Source organism: Neptunicella marina (genome assembly GCF_014270035.1).
Classification (GTDB): Bacteria; Pseudomonadota; Gammaproteobacteria; order Enterobacterales; family Alteromonadaceae; genus Neptunicella; species Neptunicella marina.
On record NZ_JACNEP010000006.1, the window covers coordinates 46,736 to 68,206 of the forward strand.

Here is a 21,471-nt window from a genome sequence, read left to right on the forward strand (position 1 = left end):
ATTAATTAGTAGCAGAGTATCGTATGTACGCATTAGAGATTGATGGGTTAAAAAAGACCTATAAAAGCGGGGTGCAAGCCCTGAAAGGGATCAATCTGACCGTCGAACAAGGGGATTTTTTCGCTTTATTAGGCCCCAACGGCGCAGGTAAATCGACCACTATCGGCGTGATATCGTCTTTGGTTAATAAATCAGAAGGAAAAGTGTTAGTTAGTGGTCACTCTATTGATGATGACCTTATTGCAGCTAAGTCATGTATTGGTTTGGTACCACAGGAATTTAACTTTAATCAGTTTGAAACCCTGCAGCAGATTGTGGTCAATCAGGCCGGTTATTACGGTGTTCCGCGCCATATTGCCAAAGAGCGTGCGGAAAAATACCTCAAACAACTGGAGCTGTGGGACAAGCGTAATTCCCCTGCTCGTTCATTATCTGGTGGTATGAAACGCCGATTGATGATCGCCCGAGCCTTGATGCACGAACCTAAAATCTTAATTTTGGATGAGCCAACAGCCGGTGTGGATATTGAAATCCGCCGTTCTATGTGGACTTTCCTGAAAAAAATTAATGAGCAAGGCATTACCATTATCCTGACAACCCATTATCTGGAAGAAGCAGAGATGTTATGCCGCAATATCGCCATTATCGATAAAGGCACCATTGTCGAAAACACCAGCATGAAGGCGCTATTGTCCAAGCTTAATATGGAAACCTTTGTACTGGATTTGGATGTGAGCAATGGCAGGACTGCCAGGCTTGAAGGTTTTGAACACCGTCTGCTGGATAACCATACTCTGGAAGTGGATGTGGCCAAAGAAGCGGGTTTAAATCCAGTATTTAATCAGTTAACCGAGCAAGGTATTCAGGTACTTAGTATGCGCAACAAGACCAACCGTCTGGAAGAGTTGTTTGTGCGTTTACTGGAGTCAGGTCGTGACGGGGGGAACGCTAATGGCTAATCATAAACTGGTTGCACTACGCACTATCTGGATTAAAGAAATTACCCGCTTTATGCGCATTTGGGTGCAAACTCTGGTACCACCTGCGATTACCATGACCTTGTATTTTGTTATTTTTGGCAGTCTGATCGGTAATAGAATTGGTCAAATGGGCGGGTTTAGCTACATGGAATTTATTGTGCCGGGCCTGATCATGATGTCAGTCATTACCAATGCTTATTCGAATGTTAGCTCGTCGTTTTTTAGCGCTAAATTTCAAAATAACATTGAAGAGATGTTGGTTGCACCTGTCCCTACCTGGGTGATTATTGGTGGATTTGTCGGTGGTGGTGTCGCACGTGCATTGCTGATTGGCATTATCGTGACTTGTGTTTCTTTGCTGTTTGTCGACCTGCAAATTCACCACTTTGCTGCGATTGTGATTACGCTGATTTTAACCGCGACCTTGTTTGCTGCTGCGGGTTTAGTCAATGCTGTATTTGCAAAAACCTTTGACGATATCAGCATGGTGCCAACCTTTGTATTAACGCCACTGACCTATTTGGGCGGCGTATTCTATAGCTTGTCGTTATTACCTGACTTTTGGCAAGTGGTGAGCAAAGCGAACCCGATCGTATATATGGTTAACGGTTTCCGTTATGGCTTTTTAGGTGTCAGTGATGTGAGTTTTAGCACATCAATTGGTGTATTGATTGCGTTTAATGTGATTTTGTTCGCCATTGCTTATCGCTTACTGGATAAGGGTGTAGGTATCCGCCACTAGCGTTAAAAAAAGCGACAAGTTAACACTTGTCGCTTTTATATTGTTATCTAACCTGAGGTTGATATAAGAAATCTCAGGTTATTTCTTTAAATAGGTTTTTAAGAACTTATCCATTGCGCGGAACGCCTGATGTCGATTAGCTTGAACCGATAGATAGTGGTCGCCTTTCGGCAATTCAATAAATTCAACTTTTTTATCTTCATCGTCTAATTCGTCGGCCATGTCCCTGCTTTGATCGACATCGACTACCCTGTCATCTTCACCATGCATAATAAGCATAGGAATTTTGATTTTATCTACCTGATAGTAAGGTGAGCGTTGTTCTAAGTCGTCAAAATCATCACCGATTTGATTTTTAACAAATTCGGAGTTGTTATAACGGCGGCTTTTAATCACCAGTCGTTTTAAATTAAATACCCCTGCCAGACTGACCGCACACTTAAATAAATCGGGGGTTTTTACTGCGGCCATGGCTGCTGCATATCCACCATAACTCGCACCCACAATACAAATATGTTCCGGATCGGCAATTTTTTGCTCGATTAACCAGTGGGTGGCATCGGTAATATCGTCTTGCATGGTTAATCCCCAGCCTTTCATTTGGCTTTGGGAAAACTCATAGCCATAACCAGTAGAACCGCGGAAGTTGGGACGAAATACCGCATAGCCCCGGCTGGTAAAAAAGGATGTCCAATAGTCAAAGCCGCCTAATTCGCGCGCGCCAGGGCCACCATGAGGGTGCATAACCATAGGGTAAGGGCCTTTAATATTTTTAGGTAAGCTCAAATAGCCCTCAATTTTAGTGCCGTCTCTTGCGGTATAAGTCATCAGCTTATGTGAGCCTAATGTATCTTCGGTTATGTTGGGATACTGATTAAACAGCACATCCATTGTTTTTTGTTTGCGGTCACCCAGTAAGTATATTCCCGGACTATGGTCATTCTCGGTGTAAAGCAGGTAGTTATTTTCGTCGCGCGAGTAATCCACCACATAGTTGTCCATATCTGGCAGTGCGTTGTTAATGGCTTTGATAAAGTTAATTTTGTCTTTGTCCCAATACACGCGACCAGTGTCGGTATTGGCATGTGTAAACCCAATTACGTCACGGGTTTTACCCGAATAGATTAAGCTACCGTCCATATCGTAATTAGGGTCGCTAAATACCAGCTCGCTTTCACGGGTGGTGAGATTGATTTTATACAGCGATTTTTTATCGCCTTTGTAGGCGGTGTAATACAAAATATTGGGATCCAGCGCAAAACCCAGGGGTGAAATGGCTGGGTCGTTCATGGCGTTGTATTCGAACAAATCCTGCCAGTCATCATTTTCATTGTTGCGAATTCTGACTTTGGCTTCACCCGTTTTGTAGTCTACTGAAACACCGAGTCTGAGTTTGTGTTGCTGGTCAGTCATCCAGGCACGAATATTCAGTTTACCGTGCTCAATTCTGGATTTTTTACGGGTGTAAATGTTGACCTTATAAACTGATGGCATTGAAGCGACATCCAAATCCATCGATACCAGAATATGCTCAGGATCATCGGGTAAATAATCGAGTACATTGTCCTGAAACTGGGAAACATGGTCTGAAAATATACGGCGCGGTTTAATCAGCAAGCGTGGGGTTTTGTCACTGCCGTCAGCTTCTATGGCGACCATACGTGTTTCTTTGGTATCCACACGTTGACGTTTTGCCGCATAGGCCAGGCCAACCAGTAACGTTTTGTTGTTGGCCCATTCAAACCAGCGAATTTTGACGTCAAGATTGTCGGTTGCCTGCAAAATATATTGCTTTCGCTTTTTGAGGTCATATGCCATTAAAACCGACATACCTCCCTTGGCTTCCACATTATTAATGTAAGCAACCTGAGTACCATCAGGTGATAATCTCGGACGTTGAAAACTGGGTAACTGGCTAAAACTTTCCACCGGTATTTCAGCGGCAGCCGGGAAAAAAGAAAACAATAATAAACAAGCGAAAACGGCCTGTAATCCTTTACAATTCATAACTAAATATCCTTATAAAACAACATATTGGATTGTACTTAACTGTATAAACTATTAAAAGTTATTCTCATTTAAAATAAAAACCGTGGCTTTTATTGCAGTTTATTGACCAAACAACACGGTTTTAAGGTGATATTTTCACCATGTGGTCAAAAGATGTTCATCTAACTGTAAAGCTTGCTGGCCAAGATAAGCCAAACCAAATACGAGGTATTGGCATGAGCAAGTCAACACACTATCGCACTGTCTGGTTGTCAGACATTCATTTGGGCTGCAAGGACTGTAAAGCAGACTACTTGCTGGATTTTTTAGCACATCACAAAATTGACACCCTTTATTTAGTGGGTGACATAGTTGATATGTGGGCGATGAGCCGCCAGTTTTTATGGCCGGCCAGCCACAATCAGTTATTTCATAAATTGATTTCAATGGCGTCGGAAGGCACCAAGGTGATTTATTTGCCGGGTAATCATGACGAGCCAGCACAAAAGTACGATGGCATGATGTTTGGTGAAGTGGAAATTCACCGTGAATTGATTCATACCACAGCTGATGGGCGCAAGCTGTTGATGTTGCATGGAGATCAGTTCGATCAGGAAGTGTGCTTTGGTAAATTGCACGCGTGGATTGGTGATAAAACCTATGACTTGTTGTTGTTTATCAACCGTTGGTACAACCGTTTTCGCGCTATGATGGGATTCAAATACTGGTCACTGGCAGGCTATATTAAATCACGTGTAAAAGGAGCGAATACTGCCATTGAACGTTATAAACAGGCTTGCCTAAACCGCGCCCGTGAAATGGGTCTTGATGGTGTGGTATGTGGTCATATTCATCATCCGGAGATTGATGAGCGTGATGGTGTCACTTATTGCAATGACGGTGACTGGATCGAAAACTGCTCGGCTTTGACCGAAGATGCACAGGGTAATTTGAATCTGGTTTACTGGGCACATATTTCAGCAGAAAATCTACACACTTTGCCTCGCCGGGAAGTCGTACAGAGCAAACAAAAAGCAGCCTGAATGGTGAGTTTAAGGCGCTGATTCAGGCTGTCATAAAAACGCCATTAATTTGGAATCTTTTGTTCATATTCAGTCACTACACTGAACATTGCTTAAGATTTCAACAGGTGAGTGTTTATGTTTACCGTTGCTGATGTACTACACAAAAATTACCCTCAGTTAGAAGACAAACCCTGGCTGGCAAAACCGCTTAATTTGGCCCTTCGCCACCTATTGCATGAAAAAGAATGCATCGAATTTGGCGAAATTTATCCGCATCTTGAAGGCGTTGAGTTTATCGAGCAGGTGCTCGAGTATTTCAACTTTAGTTACTCTGCGCGAGAGACGGAAAAAGAGCGGATTCCGGCACAGGGACGCGTCGTCATTATCGCCAATCATCCGATAGGTTCACTGGATGGTTTGGTGTTATTAAAACTGCTGGCCGATATTCGTCAGGACATCAAAGTCGTCGCAAACCAGATGCTAATGGCAATTGAGCCGCTGCATTCCATGTTACTGCCGGTAAATAATATGCAGGGCGGTACCGCCAAAGACTGCATTCTGAACATTCAGTCCCATTTGAATAATGAAGGTGCTGTGATTATTTTCCCTGCCGGTGAAGTGTCGCGTTTAAGCCCGGGGGGCGTACGAGATGGTGAATGGCGCAGCGGATTTTTACGTATTGCCAAAGCAACTAAATCACCGATTCTGCCGGTGTTTATGGAGGGTAAAAACTCCCCGTTGTTTTATGGTCTGTCCATGGTCTATAAGCCGCTTGGAACTGCGTTGTTAGTTAAAGAAATGTTCAAGCAGCGTAGCAAACACTTACCAATTCGCATTGGTGAACTGGTGCCATTTGAGTCATACAGCAACAGCGGTATTAATTTAAATCAGCAGGCCAAACTGTTTAAAAAACATTTGTACCGCATTGGTGCGGATAAAAAAGGTATTTTCCAGACCCAGAAATCCATCGCGCCTTCAGAAAATCGCAAGGAGTTACGCAAAGCCATTGCTCAGCAATGTGAGCTGCTGGATGTTACTCCGGATAATAAACAAATTTATCTGTATCAGTATCAGGGCAGTTCACCAATTATGCGGGAAATTGGCCGTTTACGGGAAGTGGCGTTTCGTGCTGTGGGTGAAGGATCAAATCAGCGCCGTGATATGGACAAGTTCGACCATCATTATTACCACCTGATTTTATGGGATAACGATGAGCTGGAAATTGTCGGTGCCTATCGATTTGGTGGTGCCAGCAAGCTGATTAATGAACAGGGAAAAAGTGGCCTCTATTCTGCCAGTCTGTTTGACTATGGCGATGCCATGGATGCCTATTTTGAACAAGGCTTAGAGCTTGGCCGTAGTTTTGTTCAGCCCAGATACTGGGGAAAACGCAGCCTGGATTATTTGTGGATTGGTATTGGCGCCTTTTTAGAGCGTCATCCCCACTACCGTTATTTGTTTGGAGCGGTCAGCTTAAGTAACGCCTATCCCGCCGCCGCCAAGGATCTGTTGATCCAGTTTTATTCCACCTATTTTGGCAGTAAGGATTTTATAGCCCGTTCCAAATCCCCATATCAGTTGCCGGCGGAACTGGAAGGTTGCTTTAGTGGTGATGATTACAAACAAGACTTCACTCAGTTAAAGCACTTGTTAGCGAACATGGGGGTTGCAGTTCCCACACTGTATAAACAGTACACCGAATTATGTGAACCGGGCGGTGTGCAGTTCTTAAGTTTTGGTGTTGACCCTGATTTCAACGACTGTGTGGATGGTCTGGTATTGGTTGATTTGGATAAACTTAAACCCAAACGTCGTGAACGTTATATGCCACATCGTCAGTCATCAGATGCAGCGTGATTAAGCTTTTTTAAGATGATTAAAACCGGGTATTTAACCCGGTTTTTTTATTAAGAGGGATCAGATGCTGAGCAGGTTTGTCAGCAAATCGGTATAGATGTCTTCCAGAGTAACAATATCGGCGATATGACTGCGTTCATTGACCTGATGAATAGAGTAATTAGGTACGCCGAGCTCAACAACTTGCGTGGTTGGGCTACTGAAAAAACGTCCATCTGAGGTACCGCCGGATGTTGAAAGGCGGGGAAACTTGCCCAGATTCTTGAAAATGGCTTTTTCTGCTGCATGAATTAAACAATTTTGTTCGCGATTGGCGGTGAAATAAGGTTCACATGGACGATCCCATTCCAGCTTAAAATCACGTGTTACGCTGCTTATGGTACGCTCAATTAATTTGCTTAAGCTTTGTTGTGAATAATTGTGGCTGTAGCGAATATTAAAATGCGCTTCGCAGTGCGCTGGTACAATATTGTCGGTAAATTGCCCCGAATTGATATGTGTGATCTGTAAACCTGTACCGGGGAAATCTTCACTGCCGGGATCCCATTCAATTTGATTAAGGCGGCTTATAATGTGCCCCATTTTGTGAATCGCATTATCGGCATATTGCGGGTAGGCCACATGACCTTGAATGCCCTGTACCGATAATTTGGCTGAGATTGCACCACGACGCCCCACTTTGATTACATCGCCTGTCTGGCTTTGGGCAGTGGGTTCACCCACAATGCAATAATCAAGATTAATGTTGTTATCAGCCAACCAGCTGGCGATGAGTTTGCTGCCGTCTTCTGCTTCGCCTTCTTCATCACTGGTGACCAACCACATAAAACGTTGGTTAATCGGGTTACCTGACTGAATATGGCGCTCAGTCGCGGCTAACATGGCGGCTAAGCCGGTTTTCATATCGGCGGCACCACGGCCAATTAATTCACCGTCGATAATGCTGGCGGAAAATGGATTAACCCGCCATTTGTTCATAGGTCCCGGTGGTACTACATCGGTGTGCCCGGCGAATGCCAGCGTAGTATCCCCCTCACCCATTTGCGCAATTAAATTGCTTACACCATTGGCGTTAAAGCGATGACATGTAAATCCAAGATTGGTCAGTTTTTGACTTAGCCAGTCCTGACATCCCATGTCGTCAGGGGTAATGGAAGGCTGACGAATCAAAGTCTGACTGTATTCTATGGATTTAATGTTACTGGTCTTTGAATGAACTGCTGATTGTCTTAACGACATAGCTGGCTCCGTTAGCAGGGTGACAGCATTATTTAATAAAACCAATATGACCGTGATGTGTCAGCATTAAGACAGCTTTGTGACGTTGCTAACTTTGCTGCGAGTAATACACTCAACATGTAATTGGGGTGATGAAAATATCGCCAAATATAAATATGAGATGAATAATTTTCAGCGGTAGCGCATATTTAGCTGAGTTTTGTTAAGCTAATTGTTCGATATTTTTTAAGGAATCCAGGGATTGAGCGCGCGTTTATCTGTTTTATGTTGCTGGCTGATGAATCTGTTATTCAGCGCAGTCATTCAGGCTGAAACAGTTAACTTTGATATTGAAGGGCTCGAGCAAAAGCACTTAAAACAAAACGTGCAGTTACATTTGCAAACACTGGACGCTCCTTCAAGTCGTTTCCAATTTGAAGACTTTGCCTTACAAGCACAGAAAAAAGCCCGGACAGCCCTTAAAGCCTATGGCTATTATCAGAGCAACATAAATGTCATGCCCACTGACAACAAAGGCTTGCAGTGGAAACTGGTTATTGAAGCCGGCAAACCGGTGTTAATACGGTCATTAAAACTGCAAATCAATGGTGATGGCAGTCAGGATGCTCAACTTAATGCCATTATTAATGAGAGTGGACTGAAACAAGGTACACCACTAAATCAATCCAAATACGAAGATCTAAAATCACGATTACAGGCGATGGCATTAGCCCGTGGTTATTTTGATTTTTCCTTCAGTACGCACACTTTAAAAGTAAGTAATTCATCACTAACTGCAGATGTAATATTAATTGCAGATTCGGGGGCACGTTATTCTTTTGGTAAATTGCAGTACTCCCGGGATGAACGCACTGAAGCACTGATTGCTCAGCTGGTGCCCTTTCAGCAGGGGGAGCCCTATCTGGCAGACGGGCTGGCTGAATTAAGCCAGGCATTAAAGAAAACCCGTTATTTCAGGCATGTATTAGTCCGTCCTCTGTTGTCAGAAGCAAGTAATAATCAAGTGCCAATTGCCCTTACTCTGGTGCATATGCCGCGGGATAACTTTGATCTGGGCGGTGGTTTTTCATCGGATGATATTGGCCCCCGTTTCCGTGCTAAATGGGAACGACCCTGGGTGAATAGTCGCGGCCATTCAATGTCGGCAGAGTTGTTTGCGTCTCAGGTGGAGCAGCATGCGAGTTTTGATTACAAAATCCCATTATCTGATCCAGTTAAGCATTTTCTGAGTTTGCAGCTTGGTTATCAGGCCCTGCAGGATAATGATACCGATAGTAGTAAATACACACTTTCTGCACAGCGTCATATTGATTTAGATACTCTTGATTGGCAACGTATCGATTTTATTCGTTATGAACACGAAGAATATCAACAGGGGAGTGACGAACCACAAACAGCCAATTTGTTTATTCCCGGGGTGACATTTAGTCGTCTTAGAAGTCGCGGGGGACTGGATGTGGATTGGGGGGACAAGCAAATGGTAACGCTTGAGGCCGCGGGTGATGATGTTGGCTCAGACGTTAATTTTGTACGTATTTCTGCGGTTACCCGTTGGTTACGGAGTTTGGGGGAACATCGTTTTTTACTGCGCGCGGAAGCTGGTGCTATTGCTACTGATGACTTCGACGCTATTCCTTCCAGTTTGCGTTTCTTTGCCGGTGGTGACCAAAGTATTCGTGGTTTTGGTTACCGCAATCTGGCCCCAAAAGATGAGGAAGGTGAACTGACAGGTGGACGCTATCTGGCGGTAGTCAGTGCCGAATATTCTTATCCGGTTGCGGATGAATGGCGGGCTGCTGTGTTTATCGATGCAGGTAATGCAGCCAACAAGTTCAACAACAATATTGCAACCGGTGCTGGTGTAGGGGCGATTTGGCAGTCACCTGTCGGTCCGGTAAGAATTTATGTGGCACGTGGCCATAATGATGAAGAAAATACCTGGCGTTTGCATTTGCTGATGGGGCCGTCTTTATGATGAAGAAGTTTTTCATTGCGGTGCTGGTATTTATTGTTGGAATTACCTTGTTTACTCTGGGGATGCTGTATTCTCCCTGGGGAAGCCGGGTGCTGATTGGCTGGATTGATCATCAAATCGATAGCGTTGAAATAGACTATCAGTCTGGTGCAATAGGCGCTGAACTGGCGCTGTCTAAGGTTATCTGGAAAGATGGTGATAGTCTTGTTGCGCTAAAAAATGTGCAAACCCGTTTGCGCTTGCCCTGCCTGCTGAGTGTTAAATTATGTATTGAATCAATATCGATTGAACAGATTGAGGGTAAATTACTCGCGACACAACAACAGCAAACATCGCAAAAAAGCACTGGTACCTTTAGCAGCCCGATTGATGTCGACTTGCAACAATTCACCCTGGGTAAAGCTCAGCTTAATTATGACGATAGCTGGCTGGTTTCCGTCACCCAATTCAACAGCCGCTTATCACTAAACAAAAACCTCGATGTTGCACAGTTGCATATGGGGTTGCTGTCGTTACAGCAACTGGCGGATTCAGATAAACAGACAACTCAACAGTTGAATGCGGCCTATTTTCAGCAGTTGCAATATCAGCCTCCGACATTGAAAGACTGGCGACTGCCACTAAATTTTGTCTTACATCAAATGCGGATTGAACAGATTCGGTATCAGGCAGCAGCAGGTGAAATGCAGCAAATCAATGACTTTCAGCTGCAAGCGAAGGGGGAAGGAGCAAAAATTACCTTGCAACGTTTTGCTGCCAGTTATCAGCAATGGCAACTTAACCTGAATGGCAAAATAACCACCAGGGGACAATACCCCAACCAACTGGAACTGAATGTCACTGAGCACTCGAAAAACAAACAGGTTGCTGAGTTGCAATGGCAGGCGCAGGGTGATTTATCTGCCTGGAAACATCAGCTATCTGTGAGTGGCCCTTATGCGGCGCAAGCCAGCGCGCAGCTGAATTTGTTAAAAGCCAGTTTGCCGGTCTCACTAAACGCTGCGTGGCAGGAATTAGGCTGGCCGCTTAATAATCCGCAGTGGCATTCCAAAAACGGGATTGTGAAAATAAACGGCAATCTGCAACAGTTTTCTGTTGAGTTAAGCAATCAGCTGACGGGGAAATCGATCCCCATCACAGAAATAGCATTGCAAGCACAAGGCAATCGACAACGTCTTAGTATTGATACTCTGATTGCCCGATTGCTTGAAGGACAAATTGATTTGAGTGGGACATTGTTGTTAGGTAACAACAGTGAACTGAATGCCGATGTTGTCATTCAACATATCGATGCAAGTCAGTATTGGCCAGAGCTCAAAAGCCAAATCAATGGCAACTTAAAACTAACCGCTAACGCCAGTAAGGATGACTGGCATTTCCAGCTCTCTCCGATTGATATTCACGGAAAATGGCGTGAACACGCTCTTAATTTATCAGGTCAGGTTAAGGGGGCACGTAATCTTGGACTTGAGTTTAAGCAATTGATGCTAAACAGCGGTGATAATCGTCTGACACTGAATGGTACGCTTGATAATCATCAGGAGATGCAAAGTCAGTTACAAATCAGTGCCAGTAATTTATCACAATTATGGCCGGGGCTGGCTGGTGTTATGCAGATGGATGCCAGTGTAGATGGTGTTCTTAGTCAACCTCACGCGATCTTTTCAGTTGATGCCAGTAAGTTGCAATTTGATGAATGGACATTAAGTAAAATGCAGGGACAGGGCGATGTGCGCTGGAACGAGACAAAACCGGTTGATATCAGGTTGACAGTTCAGGATTTAACATCGCTTAATCATCAGCTTGAGCAGGGTGAAATCAGGTTAACGGGTAATGCCGATCAGCATAGGTTTGACATTAACCTGCAGGGTGACGGAGCGGGGTTTAATGCGCAATTGCAGGGTCAGTATCAGGGGCATCAATGGAAAGGGCAGTGGCAAACCGGAGAAATAGTTTCCAAATACGCTGAACTGTCGTTAATTAAACCTTTTGCGATAGAAGCGGACTGGCAACAGCAGCAATTTAAAATTGGCGACAATTGCTGGCAACACCAGACCAGTTCTCTTTGTATCTCAGATGCCAGTTATAACAAGCAACAGGCAAATTGGTCTTTGCAAATCAGTCAACTTCCCATCGCCCCCATTTTAAATCGCTTTGTGGCGGCTATTCCACAGGTGGATACATCCAGTGAATTAAGCCTGAATATGCAAGGGCACTGGGATAGCAATGCCTTACCTAAGATTGCTATGCAAATGCAATTAAGTGGAGATGAATGGCGATTTACCAATAAGAACGCAGTTGCACTGTCGTTGGATCCCGCCAGTATTAATATTGATATGGATAACAAAAATATGCATATCGAATCCAGGTTATCTGGTAAACAAATTGGTCAGTTTGTCAGTAAGGTGACCATTAGTCCTAAGGGCGATGACAAGTTACTAAGTGGTCATGTCGAGTTTGAACGGTTTGACCTGCATCCCTTTATTAATTTGCTTCCTCAACTTGATACATTAGCCGGCATTATGCAGGGACGGATAGAATTAGATGGGTCATTACAACAACCCTTATTAAATGGGCAAATGAATCTGCATCAAGGAGCAATTTCGGGCAGTGCAATACCGGTAGTTGCTACGGCCATTGAACAAACGCTACAACTGAAAGGACAGTATGCGGATATCGACGGCACCTATCAGTTGGGTAGCGGCAAAGGAGAAATAAATGGGGAATTGCACTGGTTACCTGATGTAAGTGCCAGTCTTAATATAACCGGTACCGATTTGGAGCTGACTTATCAGAACATTTTACGTGGTACGTTAACGCCAAATGTTCAGGTGGCATTTACTCAACAAAAAATTGATGTAAGTGGGCGCATACAAATTCCTTATGCCAGAGTTAAATTAAAAGAACTACCCGAAAGTGCGGTTTCTCCTTCTGATGATGTGGTAATGATCGATGAACCCCAGGCGGCATCTGACAGTGCACAGAAACTTAATTTAGATCTGCTGGTGCAAATTGACCCCGGACGCAATAAAGACGTGAAGCTGGATGCATTTGGTTTAACCACTGACTTGCAGGGAGAATTAAGGCTGGCACAGGCCAGTGATAACCTGCTTGCCGATGGTGAAGTAACCTTGCTTAACGGACGTTATCGCGCCTACGGTCAAAATTTATTGATCAAAGAAGGTGAATTAATTTTCCATGGACCAGTGAGCCAGCCTCATGTGGCACTGGAGGCCATTCGTGATCCTTCGTTAACTGCGGATGATGTTACCGCAGGTATAAGAGTAAACGGCAGTGCAAAAGCGCCGAAAGTATCAGTATTTTCAGATCCAGTAATGGAACAGCCCCAGGCCTTATCTTATTTATTGCGTGGTCGTGGTTTAAATAGCGCAAACGATCAGGGGCAGGATGCGATGCTTACCACTATGCTACTTGGACTGGGACTCAGTCGCAGCGAAAACTTGGTGGGACGAGTTGGGCATAAACTGGGTGTGAAGGATTTGACACTCGACACCTCCGGGCAAGGGGATAACACTCAATTGGCGCTTACCGGTTATATCGCACCCGGTGTGCAGTTGCGTTATGGTTTGGGTGTGTTCAATTCCGCATCTGAAGTTGCATTACGATATGAGCTGACTTCCAGCCTGTATCTGGAAGCCGTTAGTGGATTAAATAATGCTTTGGATCTTTATTACAGTTTCAGCGTTGGAGAAGATGAACAGGATACGGAAAAACAGCAAACAGCCAGCAAGGTGCATTAGTGTCCGGCATCGGCTGTCGGGTGACTGAACAAATAACCCTGTGCCAGCTTTATACCTAATTTCTTGAGGTATGTGGCTGAATGGGCTTGCTCAACATGCTCTGCGATAAGCTGCAATTTAAGATCTCGTGCCTGCTCAATCAATTGCGAAAGTGCATTAACCTGCTCAGTATTTTCTGGCTGATTTATCCACTGGCCACTTACTTTGATTCCGCTAATACCCCGGATTTTCAGCAGGCTTTGCCAATCGCAGTCACACGTCATATTGTCGATCATTACGCCTATTTTTAAGCCCTGACAAAAAGCAATAAACTGCTGAAGAACATTACGATGATTCAGTGCATCCTGCGCAGATAGTTCCAGCCATACCCGTTGAGGACTTGGATATTGATGAATATGTTCCAGCAGAAAATCAAGGAAGGCTTTGTCGGTAATATCACTGGCCATGATATTCATACTCCAGCCTACGGCTTTATCTTCAAAGTAACAGGCGCTTTGATGAAAAATTTGTCGTGCCAGTTCTCCAAAACACTGTTGCTGTTCAACGATGTGCAAAAACTGACTGGGAACAAATAATTGCTCCTGAGGCGTTATAAGTCTTGCAAGGCATTCATAATGAGTAACTGAACCATCCTCCAAATCATGTACGGGTTGGAAGTAAGGCACAATGTGCTCAAGGTTAAAATCACTGCCGACATCCTGTATTTGCATAGTTAATTTCATATTAGCTGGTCTGTGACTATCATATGACAATTACCAGCGAGTTCTCAATTCAACGATTTGAACTATCGACAATTTTGTCGAATTTTGTTGGTGAGATGTTGCAATTTGGGGTAAAGTCCGGTGTTTTTCGCCCCTGTACACTTGAGGAAGTCTGATTGAATAAAGCCCGCGCCAGTATGGAGCACCTTTATCGCGTATTTACCGCGCCGGAAGGTCGGGAATCAAAGCTTGCTCAGATAGAACAGCACTTATCGGCTAATTTGGCTGACTTTTTGTCACGTCACGTGGTGGCATCCAACACGTCTCTTGAAGATATTGAACATCACTTTGCTGATTTTACCGTGCCGGAAGAGCCGCAGTTTGTCAGCGACCACGCTGAAATTCTGCTGGAAAAACTGGTTGCTAACTCGGTTAATACTTATTCACCGCAGTTTATCGGTCACATGACTTCCGCTTTACCTTATTTTCACCTGCCGCTGGCTAAATTACTGGTCGGTCTGAACCAGAATTTGGTGAAAATTGAAACATCTAAAGCCTTCACACCTTTGGAACGTCAGGTATTGGGCATGATCCATCAGTTGGTATATGGCCATAATGAACATTTTTACCGTGCTCACTTACATTCGGCTAATTATTCACTGGGGGCATTTTGTTCGGGCGGCACCATTGCCAATATTTCAGCGTTATGGGTTGCACGTAATCAGGCGTTGCCTCCAAAAGGCAGTTTCAGAGGAGTGAGTCAAAGTGGCTTACATGCAGCGTTAAAACATTATGGTTATGAGGATATGGTGATCCTGACCTCGAAACGTGGTCATTATTCCTTAAGTAAAGCGGCAGATGTACTGGGGTTGGGACGGCATAATCTGATTACATTACCTTGTCCGGACCAAACACTCGATCCACAGCTCGCCCTGCAAAAAGGTCTTGAACTTCAACAACAAGGCATCAAAGTATTAGCGATTGTGGGCATTGCCGGAACCACAGAAACCGGGCATATAGACCCGTTGGATGAGCTGGCAGATGTTGCTCAGCAACTGGGCTGTCATTTTCATGTAGATGCAGCATGGGGCGGCGCAACTTTGTTCTCGCAGAAATACCGTAGTTTACTGAAAGGTATTGAGCGCGCAGATTCAGTGACACTGGATGCACACAAACAAATGTATGTGCCAATGGGAGCAGGCATGGTGCTGTTTAAAGATGCCAATGCCAGCAATGCTGTGCGCCATCACGCTGAATATATATTACGCGAAGGATCAAAAGATTTAGGCGCCAGTACATTGGAAGGCTCGCGTAATGGTATGGCCATGATGTTATATGCTTCCATGCATATTTTTGGTCGTCAGGGCTATCAGTTACTGATCGACCAGAGTATAGAAAAGGCACACTATTTTGCTGATTTAATTAGTCAGCAGCCTGATTTCGAGTTAATTACAAAACCTACTTTGTGTTTACTTACTTACCGTGTGCGTCCCGATTTTATTAAAGAAGTATTAAGCCGTTTTCCAGATAAACGTGATGAGATTAACCAGTTACTGGATAACCTCACCGTGGCGGTGCAGAAGCGTCAACGTGAAGCAGGCAAATCGTTTGTTTCCAGAACCCGTTTAGCCACCGGAAAATATCATCAACAGGTCGTCACTGTATTTCGGGTTGTGTTAGCTAACCCATTGACGACTGCTGAACATTTAAACGATATATTGCACGAGCAACTTCATATTGCTCGCCAAACCCAAAGCTGGACCAGATTGCAGAATTTAGCCAATCAGCTAACCACATCGGTGTAATGCCTGTTTTATTTTATCAGCTAAATGCCGAATCCGGTTTTTATAGTTCTTTGACTGGCTGCTTTATTCCGGACTGCTATTACTGCTATTATTTAAGCCTGTGCTAATTTGGGTAACCTATTAAATTTGAAGGATTTTTGATGCGTAATAATCAACCTGTCACCAATGATGAGCGTAAATTTGGCTCTTCAGAGCAGCTTATTTCTTCGACTGATTTACAGGGTAATATTCGTCATTGTAACGATGCTTTTGTCAAAATCAGTGGTTACTCGAGACAGGAATTAATTGGTCAGCCACATAATCTGGTGCGCCATCCGGATATGCCCACACAGGCATTTAAGGTCATGTGGGAACATCTAAAAGCGGGAAAACCCTGGATGGGACTGGTTAAAAATCGTTGTAAAAACGGCGATTATTACTGGGTTAATGCCTATGTCACCCCAGTGACTGAAAGAGGTCAGGTGATTGGTTATGAATCAGTAAGAACCTGTCCCAAACGTGAAGATGTCGCCCGCGCGGAACATTTATATAGAAGTATTCGCAACAATGCAGCCCGCCCTAATGCCTTAATAAATAAAATTAAAAACCATTTCTCATCTATGTTTGGGCTGATTGCAGCAATATTGGGAATTGGTCTGTGGGTCGCCGGCTGGCCGGAAGTAGCTGTCATATTGTTGATTGCGGCTTTAATTGGGGTATCCATCTGGCATAAGTTGCATATGGCATCTTCCTGTAAAACGATTCTTGAGTTAATCCCTAATGCGTTTAAACATCCTTTAGCTGTAGAGACCTATACTCAGTCTTCAGGTGTGTTAGGTGAACTCACAGTGGCCGTACTGGCACAACGCGCTCATTTGAATACGGTACTGACTCGCATTGATGATGCTGCGTCCCAGGTCTTCATAGGGGCTAAGAGTTCTGCAGATTTATCTCACAATGTCGTTGCGCAATTAAACCGACAGCAACATGAAACAACGCAGGTTGCTACCGCCATGCATCAAATGACTACCACCATTGCTGAAGTATCACGCAGTGTACAAAGCACGGCAGATGAAACCCAGGAAGCAGATTCGTTAGCTCAGAATGGCAAGCAGGTTGCAAGCAAAACCGCAGATGTCATTCGTGGTCTTCAGCGTTCAGTGGATAATATTGCTAACTCGGTGGATGCACTGGCACAAGAGTCTAAAAATATCTCTAATGCCGCTGTGGTTATTGAACAGATTGCAGAACAAACTAACTTGTTAGCGTTAAATGCCGCAATTGAAGCAGCACGGGCCGGGGAGCAAGGCAGAGGATTTGCCGTGGTGGCTGATGAGGTCAGGCAACTGGCCCAGCGCACAACCGATTCAACAAAAGAAATCCATCGGGTGATTGCGTCACTGGCAACCGTTGCTGATGAAGCTGTGCAATCTGCGGCCAATGGACGTCAGGACGCTGAGTCTGGTGTCAAACAGGTGCTGGAGACGGCAGAATTGCTGAATGGTATCAATACGGCGTTGAACAAAGTCAGTGATATGTCACAACAAATGGCAGCATCTGTGGAAGAACAGGCCACTGTGGCAGAAGACGTGAATAAACAGATCGTTGATATTTCCGACCTCGCAAATATCAGTCTGGCTGCTGGAGAAGAATTTGCCGGACAAGCTACCGAGATGCAGGAAGTGGCGCTTGGGTTACATGAGGTCGTTAAGCGTTTTCGTTAAAAAACGCAGGCATAATAAGGCAGGTTGTGGTTTAAACCTGCCTCCATTGTTTACCTTAATTGGATAGCGATACCGTCATGTTATCGATCAGTCTGGTTGTTCCTAAAAAGGCGGCGACCAGAATTACCAGTTGTGAATCTTCTACTCCTGGAGGTAACAAACTGCTGGCTGAGCGAATGTCTATATAATCGGTCTGAAACCCCAGTTGCTCCAGTTCCGCTGAATATTGCTCAATTAATGCTGAATAATCCCTGCGCCCCAGCTCAATATGATCGGCTATCAGGTTCATGATGCGATAAATATTGGGTGCTAGCTGGCGCTGTTCATCAGATAAATAACCATTACGCGAACTGAGCGCAAGGCCATCCTCAGCTCTTGCAGTGGGCACACTGTGAACTTGCAGATTCATCGACAAATCGGTCACCATGGCTTTTATTACCTGGACCTGCTGAAAATCCTTTTCACCAAAAAAGGCATGATTCGGTTGTACCATATTAAACAACTTACATACGATAGTGGCCACCCCACGGAAATGACCGGGACGACTGGCACCACAAATCATGTAGGATAATCCCGGTACTTCAACAAACGTCTGTTGTTCCAGTCCACGGGGATAAATATCCTGCGCTTTTGGAGTGAAAACCAGATCAACGTTGAGTTCCTGCAAGGCCTGACAATCCTGCTTCAGAGTACGGGGGTAAGCGGCCAGATCTTCGTTAGCTCCAAATTGCATGGGGTTAACAAAAATTGATACCACCACTATATCGGCTTGTTTACGCGCCTCTTTTACCAGCTTTAAATGGCCTTCATGCAGATTACCCATGGTCGGGACAAACGCAATGATCTTGCCTTCCAGTTGCCACTGGCGACGTATTTCACGCAAAGGTTGAATATCACTGATTATTTGCATACAGATTACTTAGTTAAAACTGTGTTCTTCACCGGGGAAAACACCTTGCTTAACATCGTCAATAAAACGCGTTACAGCGGTACGGATATCACCCGTTTCGGCTAAAAAGTTTTTAGAAAATTTAGGCATGTAGTTGGCACTGATCCCCAACATGTCATGCATTACCAGTACCTGACCATCAGTGTCCGGGCCTGCACCGATACCAATAACCGGAATACTCAGGCTTTCACTGATTTTTTTCCCCAGAGAGCTGGGAACACATTCCAGCACCAGTAATTGAATACCGGCACGTTCAAGCGCGATAGCATCCTCCAGAATTTGTTCGGCCTGCAATTCTGAGCGACCCTGAACCTTAAAGCCGCCAAAAACGTGCACCGATTGCGGCGTTAAGCCCAAATGGCCACATACAGGCACTCCGCGCTGGATAAGGCCGGTAACGGATTCACATAACCAGCTGCCGCCTTCCATTTTTATCATTGTGGCCCCTGCCGCCATTAATTTACCGGCACTTAGGTAAGTTTGTTCCGGGGTTGAATAACTCATAAATGGCATATCGGCGATAACCAGTGCTCGTTCGGTTCCCTGCCTGACGCTTGAGGTGTGATAGGCAATATTATCTACCGACACCGGTAATGTATCTGATTCACCCTGAAGCACCATGCCAAGTGAGTCGCCAATTAACATGACTTCCACACCCTGTTCGTCGAACAGTTTGGCAAAACTGGCATCATACGCGGTCAATACTGTGATTTTTTCACCCTGTTGTTTCATGTTCAGCAGGGTAGAAGATGTGACTTTTTTGGCTGTCATAACACTATTCTCTTTTAATTGCCCAACACTTATAACGCGACTTATACATCAGTAAGTAGGCGGCACTATACGTATATTTTTTGTGAATTTCCAAATAGAAGCTTTAGTTACCAGTTGGTGAACTGGATTTTTTTCATGCCATTCAGAGGCACTTGCTGACATAGCTCTGCCAGAGACTCACCTCCCGGAAGCGTGAGTTCCGGACTGATCTCGAGCATAGGATGTAAGACGAATTCCCGCTCAGTTAAGCCATAATGTGGCACGGTTAAACGAGGTAAATCAATTTGCTGATTACCATAAAGTAAAATATCCAAATCAAGTGTACGTGAGCCCCATCGCACTATCCGTTCACGACCATGTTGATTTTCGATGGATTGCAATGCATCGAGCAAATCCAAAGCGTCGAGTTGTGTGTTAATGACCACAACTGCATTGATGTAATTGGGTTGATCCTGAGGCCCCATTGGTACGCTGCAATACAGGCTGGACTGTGCAGTTAACTGACAATGTTCAAGATGAATAATGGCGTTTCGTGCCTCAACCAGTTGCTGTGCAGGATTGGCTAAATTGCTGCCAAGTCCGATGTAAACGGTAATCATTGCCTGGGTGGCTTTTTATTGCGGAAGCGGCGTTTACGTTTGGGAGGTGCAGATTCATTATTACGCAGAGCTGTTAGCATCTGTTTGCGTTCTTCGGGTTTGGCTTGTTGAAAGTCAGTCCACCATTGCGCCAGTATTTCCAATTCGCCCCCTTCAATTTCAGCGCGTATCAGCAAAAAATCATAGGCTGCGCGAAAACGAGGATGCTCCAGTATTTGATAAGTCCGGCGTCCAAAACGTTTGGGGAATCGTTGCTGTAATTGCCAGATTTCACGGATCACACTGGTGAAACGTTTAGGGATCATGATGCGCTGAATCTGACGATCTAAAACATCACCCATCGCAAGATTAAAGGCATCATAACTGTTAAAACCTCCCTCCATCATCAAAGTCTGGCAACGTTCCTCCACTGGAAACCATAACAACGCCGCATAAACAAACGCGGGTGTTACTCTTTGATCACTGTTAACCCTTTGATCAGTATTGCGCATTACCTGTTCTAAAAATGCGTTTTCTTTACTGTTCGGATCGTTTAATAAGGGCGTAAGAATGGGGAATAACGGGTCAAGCAAATGATATTCCTGCAGCAAACGTAAGGTTTTGAGCCCACTGCCAGAAATAAACAGTTTGATGATTTCCTCAAATAATCGTGCAGGTGGAATATTGGCTAACAATGAAGCGAGCGTTTTTATTGGTTTAGCCGTGGCGTCATCGATTTGCATATCCAGTTTAGCGGCAAATCGTATTGCCCTTAACATGCGCACCGGATCTTCACGGTAACGGGTTTCGGGATCGCCGATCAGAGCAATTTTTCGTTGTTCAATCGCTTTAATACCATTGGCAAAATCGCGAATAGAAAAGTCAGCAATATTGTAATACATCGCGTTAATCGTGAAATCACGGCGTTCAGCATCTTCCTGTATGGTGCCAAAAACGTTATCACGCAATATTTGACCATGGCTGCTTTGTTTACCCAGCGATTCGTCTTCCTGGTGGTGTCCGCGGAAAGTGGCGACTTCAATAATTTCGCGGCCAAACATGACATGCGCCAGACGAAATCGACGGCCAATCAAACGACAATTACGGAAAAGGGCTTTAACCTGTTCTGGCTCGGCATTAGTGACCACATCAAAATCTTTTGGGGTTTGACCTAATAAGAGATCGCGTACACAACCGCCAACCAGATAAGCTTCAAATCCAGCATTATGCAGGCGATATAGAACTTTTAGCGCGTTGTCATTGATATCGCGACGCGAAATGCCATGTTCGGCACGGGGTAAAACACGTTCACTTAAGACGCCGTTAGTTGCGGTTTCAGCCCCTGAAAATACCTGCTTAACCTTTTTTATAACCCGGGAAATAATAACTTAACTCC

Annotated in this window: 15 protein-coding genes; 8 read left to right on the top strand and 7 right to left on the bottom strand. The window is 44.6% G+C overall.

Annotation, left to right across the window (positions count from 1 at the left end; translation table 11 throughout):
* Window positions 1-23: 23 nt before the first annotated feature.
* On the top strand, window positions 24-959 hold the full coding sequence (locus H8B19_RS08890) for an ABC transporter ATP-binding protein (protein ID WP_186506470.1): 936 nt from the start codon (window positions 24-26) through the stop codon (window positions 957-959).
* Entirely contained in the window at window positions 952-1,722 is a 771-nt protein-coding gene (locus tag H8B19_RS08895; protein WP_186506471.1) for an ABC transporter permease, read from the top strand. The genes H8B19_RS08890 and H8B19_RS08895 overlap by 8 nt, the downstream gene beginning before the upstream one ends.
* A 78-nt stretch (window positions 1,723-1,800) precedes the next feature.
* On the opposite strand, the gene H8B19_RS08900 is transcribed toward H8B19_RS08895, so the two are convergent.
* Window positions 1,801-3,729, bottom strand: a complete 1,929-nt coding sequence (locus H8B19_RS08900; protein ID WP_186506472.1) for an alpha/beta hydrolase family protein — start codon at window positions 3,727-3,729, stop codon at window positions 1,801-1,803.
* Between the two features lie 218 nt (window positions 3,730-3,947).
* On the opposite strand from H8B19_RS08900, the gene H8B19_RS08905 reads away from it, so the two are divergent.
* On the top strand, window positions 3,948-4,754 hold the full coding sequence (locus H8B19_RS08905; protein WP_186506473.1) for a UDP-2,3-diacylglucosamine diphosphatase: 807 nt from the start codon (window positions 3,948-3,950) through the stop codon (window positions 4,752-4,754).
* Between the two features lie 117 nt (window positions 4,755-4,871).
* Window positions 4,872-6,593 (top strand): bifunctional ornithine lipid synthase OlsF, encoded by a 1,722-nt coding sequence (gene olsF / locus H8B19_RS08910; protein WP_186506474.1) that lies wholly within the window; start codon window positions 4,872-4,874, stop codon window positions 6,591-6,593.
* A 60-nt stretch (window positions 6,594-6,653) separates the two neighbouring features.
* Here olsF and dapE read toward each other — a convergent pair whose 3' ends face one another.
* The gene (dapE, locus tag H8B19_RS08915) at window positions 6,654-7,832 is read right to left on the bottom strand and encodes a succinyl-diaminopimelate desuccinylase (protein ID WP_186506475.1); all 1,179 of its coding nucleotides are present in this window, start codon (window positions 7,830-7,832) and stop codon (window positions 6,654-6,656) included.
* 241 nt (window positions 7,833-8,073) lie between these two features.
* Between dapE and H8B19_RS08920 the strand changes: the two genes are divergently transcribed.
* Entirely contained in the window at window positions 8,074-9,807 is a 1,734-nt protein-coding gene (locus tag H8B19_RS08920) for an autotransporter assembly complex protein TamA (protein WP_186506476.1), read from the top strand.
* Window positions 9,804-13,568 (top strand): autotransporter assembly complex protein TamB, encoded by a 3,765-nt coding sequence (gene tamB, locus H8B19_RS08925; RefSeq protein ID WP_186506477.1) that lies wholly within the window; start codon window positions 9,804-9,806, stop codon window positions 13,566-13,568. Before H8B19_RS08920 ends, tamB begins: the two co-directional genes overlap by 4 nt.
* Here tamB and H8B19_RS08930 read toward each other — a convergent pair.
* Window positions 13,565-14,290 carry an EAL domain-containing protein gene (locus H8B19_RS08930; protein WP_186506478.1) on the bottom strand — a complete coding sequence of 242 codons (726 nt, stop codon included), beginning with the start codon at window positions 14,288-14,290 and terminating at the stop codon, window positions 13,565-13,567. The genes tamB and H8B19_RS08930 overlap by 4 nt on opposite strands.
* A gap of 155 nt (window positions 14,291-14,445) precedes the next feature.
* Between H8B19_RS08930 and panP the strand changes: the two genes are divergently transcribed.
* Together panP and H8B19_RS08940 are read left to right on the top strand one after the other, a co-directional pair.
* Window positions 14,446-16,074 (top strand): pyridoxal-dependent aspartate 1-decarboxylase PanP, encoded by a 1,629-nt coding sequence (panP, locus tag H8B19_RS08935; RefSeq protein WP_186506479.1) that lies wholly within the window; start codon window positions 14,446-14,448, stop codon window positions 16,072-16,074.
* Between the two features lie 140 nt (window positions 16,075-16,214).
* Window positions 16,215-17,777, top strand: a complete 1,563-nt coding sequence (locus H8B19_RS08940) for a methyl-accepting chemotaxis protein (RefSeq protein WP_186506480.1) — start codon at window positions 16,215-16,217, stop codon at window positions 17,775-17,777.
* Window positions 17,778-17,832: 55 nt separating this feature from the next.
* Here H8B19_RS08940 and panC read toward each other — a convergent pair whose 3' ends face one another.
* The 4 genes from panC to pcnB form a co-directional block, all read right to left on the bottom strand.
* Window positions 17,833-18,687, bottom strand: a complete 855-nt coding sequence (panC, locus tag H8B19_RS08945) for a pantoate--beta-alanine ligase (RefSeq protein WP_186506481.1) — start codon at window positions 18,685-18,687, stop codon at window positions 17,833-17,835.
* Window positions 18,688-18,696: 9 nt separating this feature from the next.
* Window positions 18,697-19,497 (bottom strand): 3-methyl-2-oxobutanoate hydroxymethyltransferase, encoded by an 801-nt coding sequence (gene panB, locus H8B19_RS08950; RefSeq protein ID WP_186506482.1) that lies wholly within the window; start codon window positions 19,495-19,497, stop codon window positions 18,697-18,699.
* Between the two features lie 107 nt (window positions 19,498-19,604).
* The gene (folK, locus tag H8B19_RS08955) at window positions 19,605-20,096 is read right to left on the bottom strand and encodes a 2-amino-4-hydroxy-6-hydroxymethyldihydropteridine diphosphokinase (protein WP_186506483.1); all 492 of its coding nucleotides are present in this window, start codon (window positions 20,094-20,096) and stop codon (window positions 19,605-19,607) included.
* Entirely contained in the window at window positions 20,093-21,355 is a 1,263-nt protein-coding gene (gene pcnB, locus H8B19_RS08960; RefSeq protein WP_422121154.1) for a polynucleotide adenylyltransferase PcnB, read from the bottom strand. The genes folK and pcnB overlap by 4 nt, the downstream gene beginning before the upstream one ends.
* Between the last annotated feature and the right edge of the window lie 116 nt (window positions 21,356-21,471).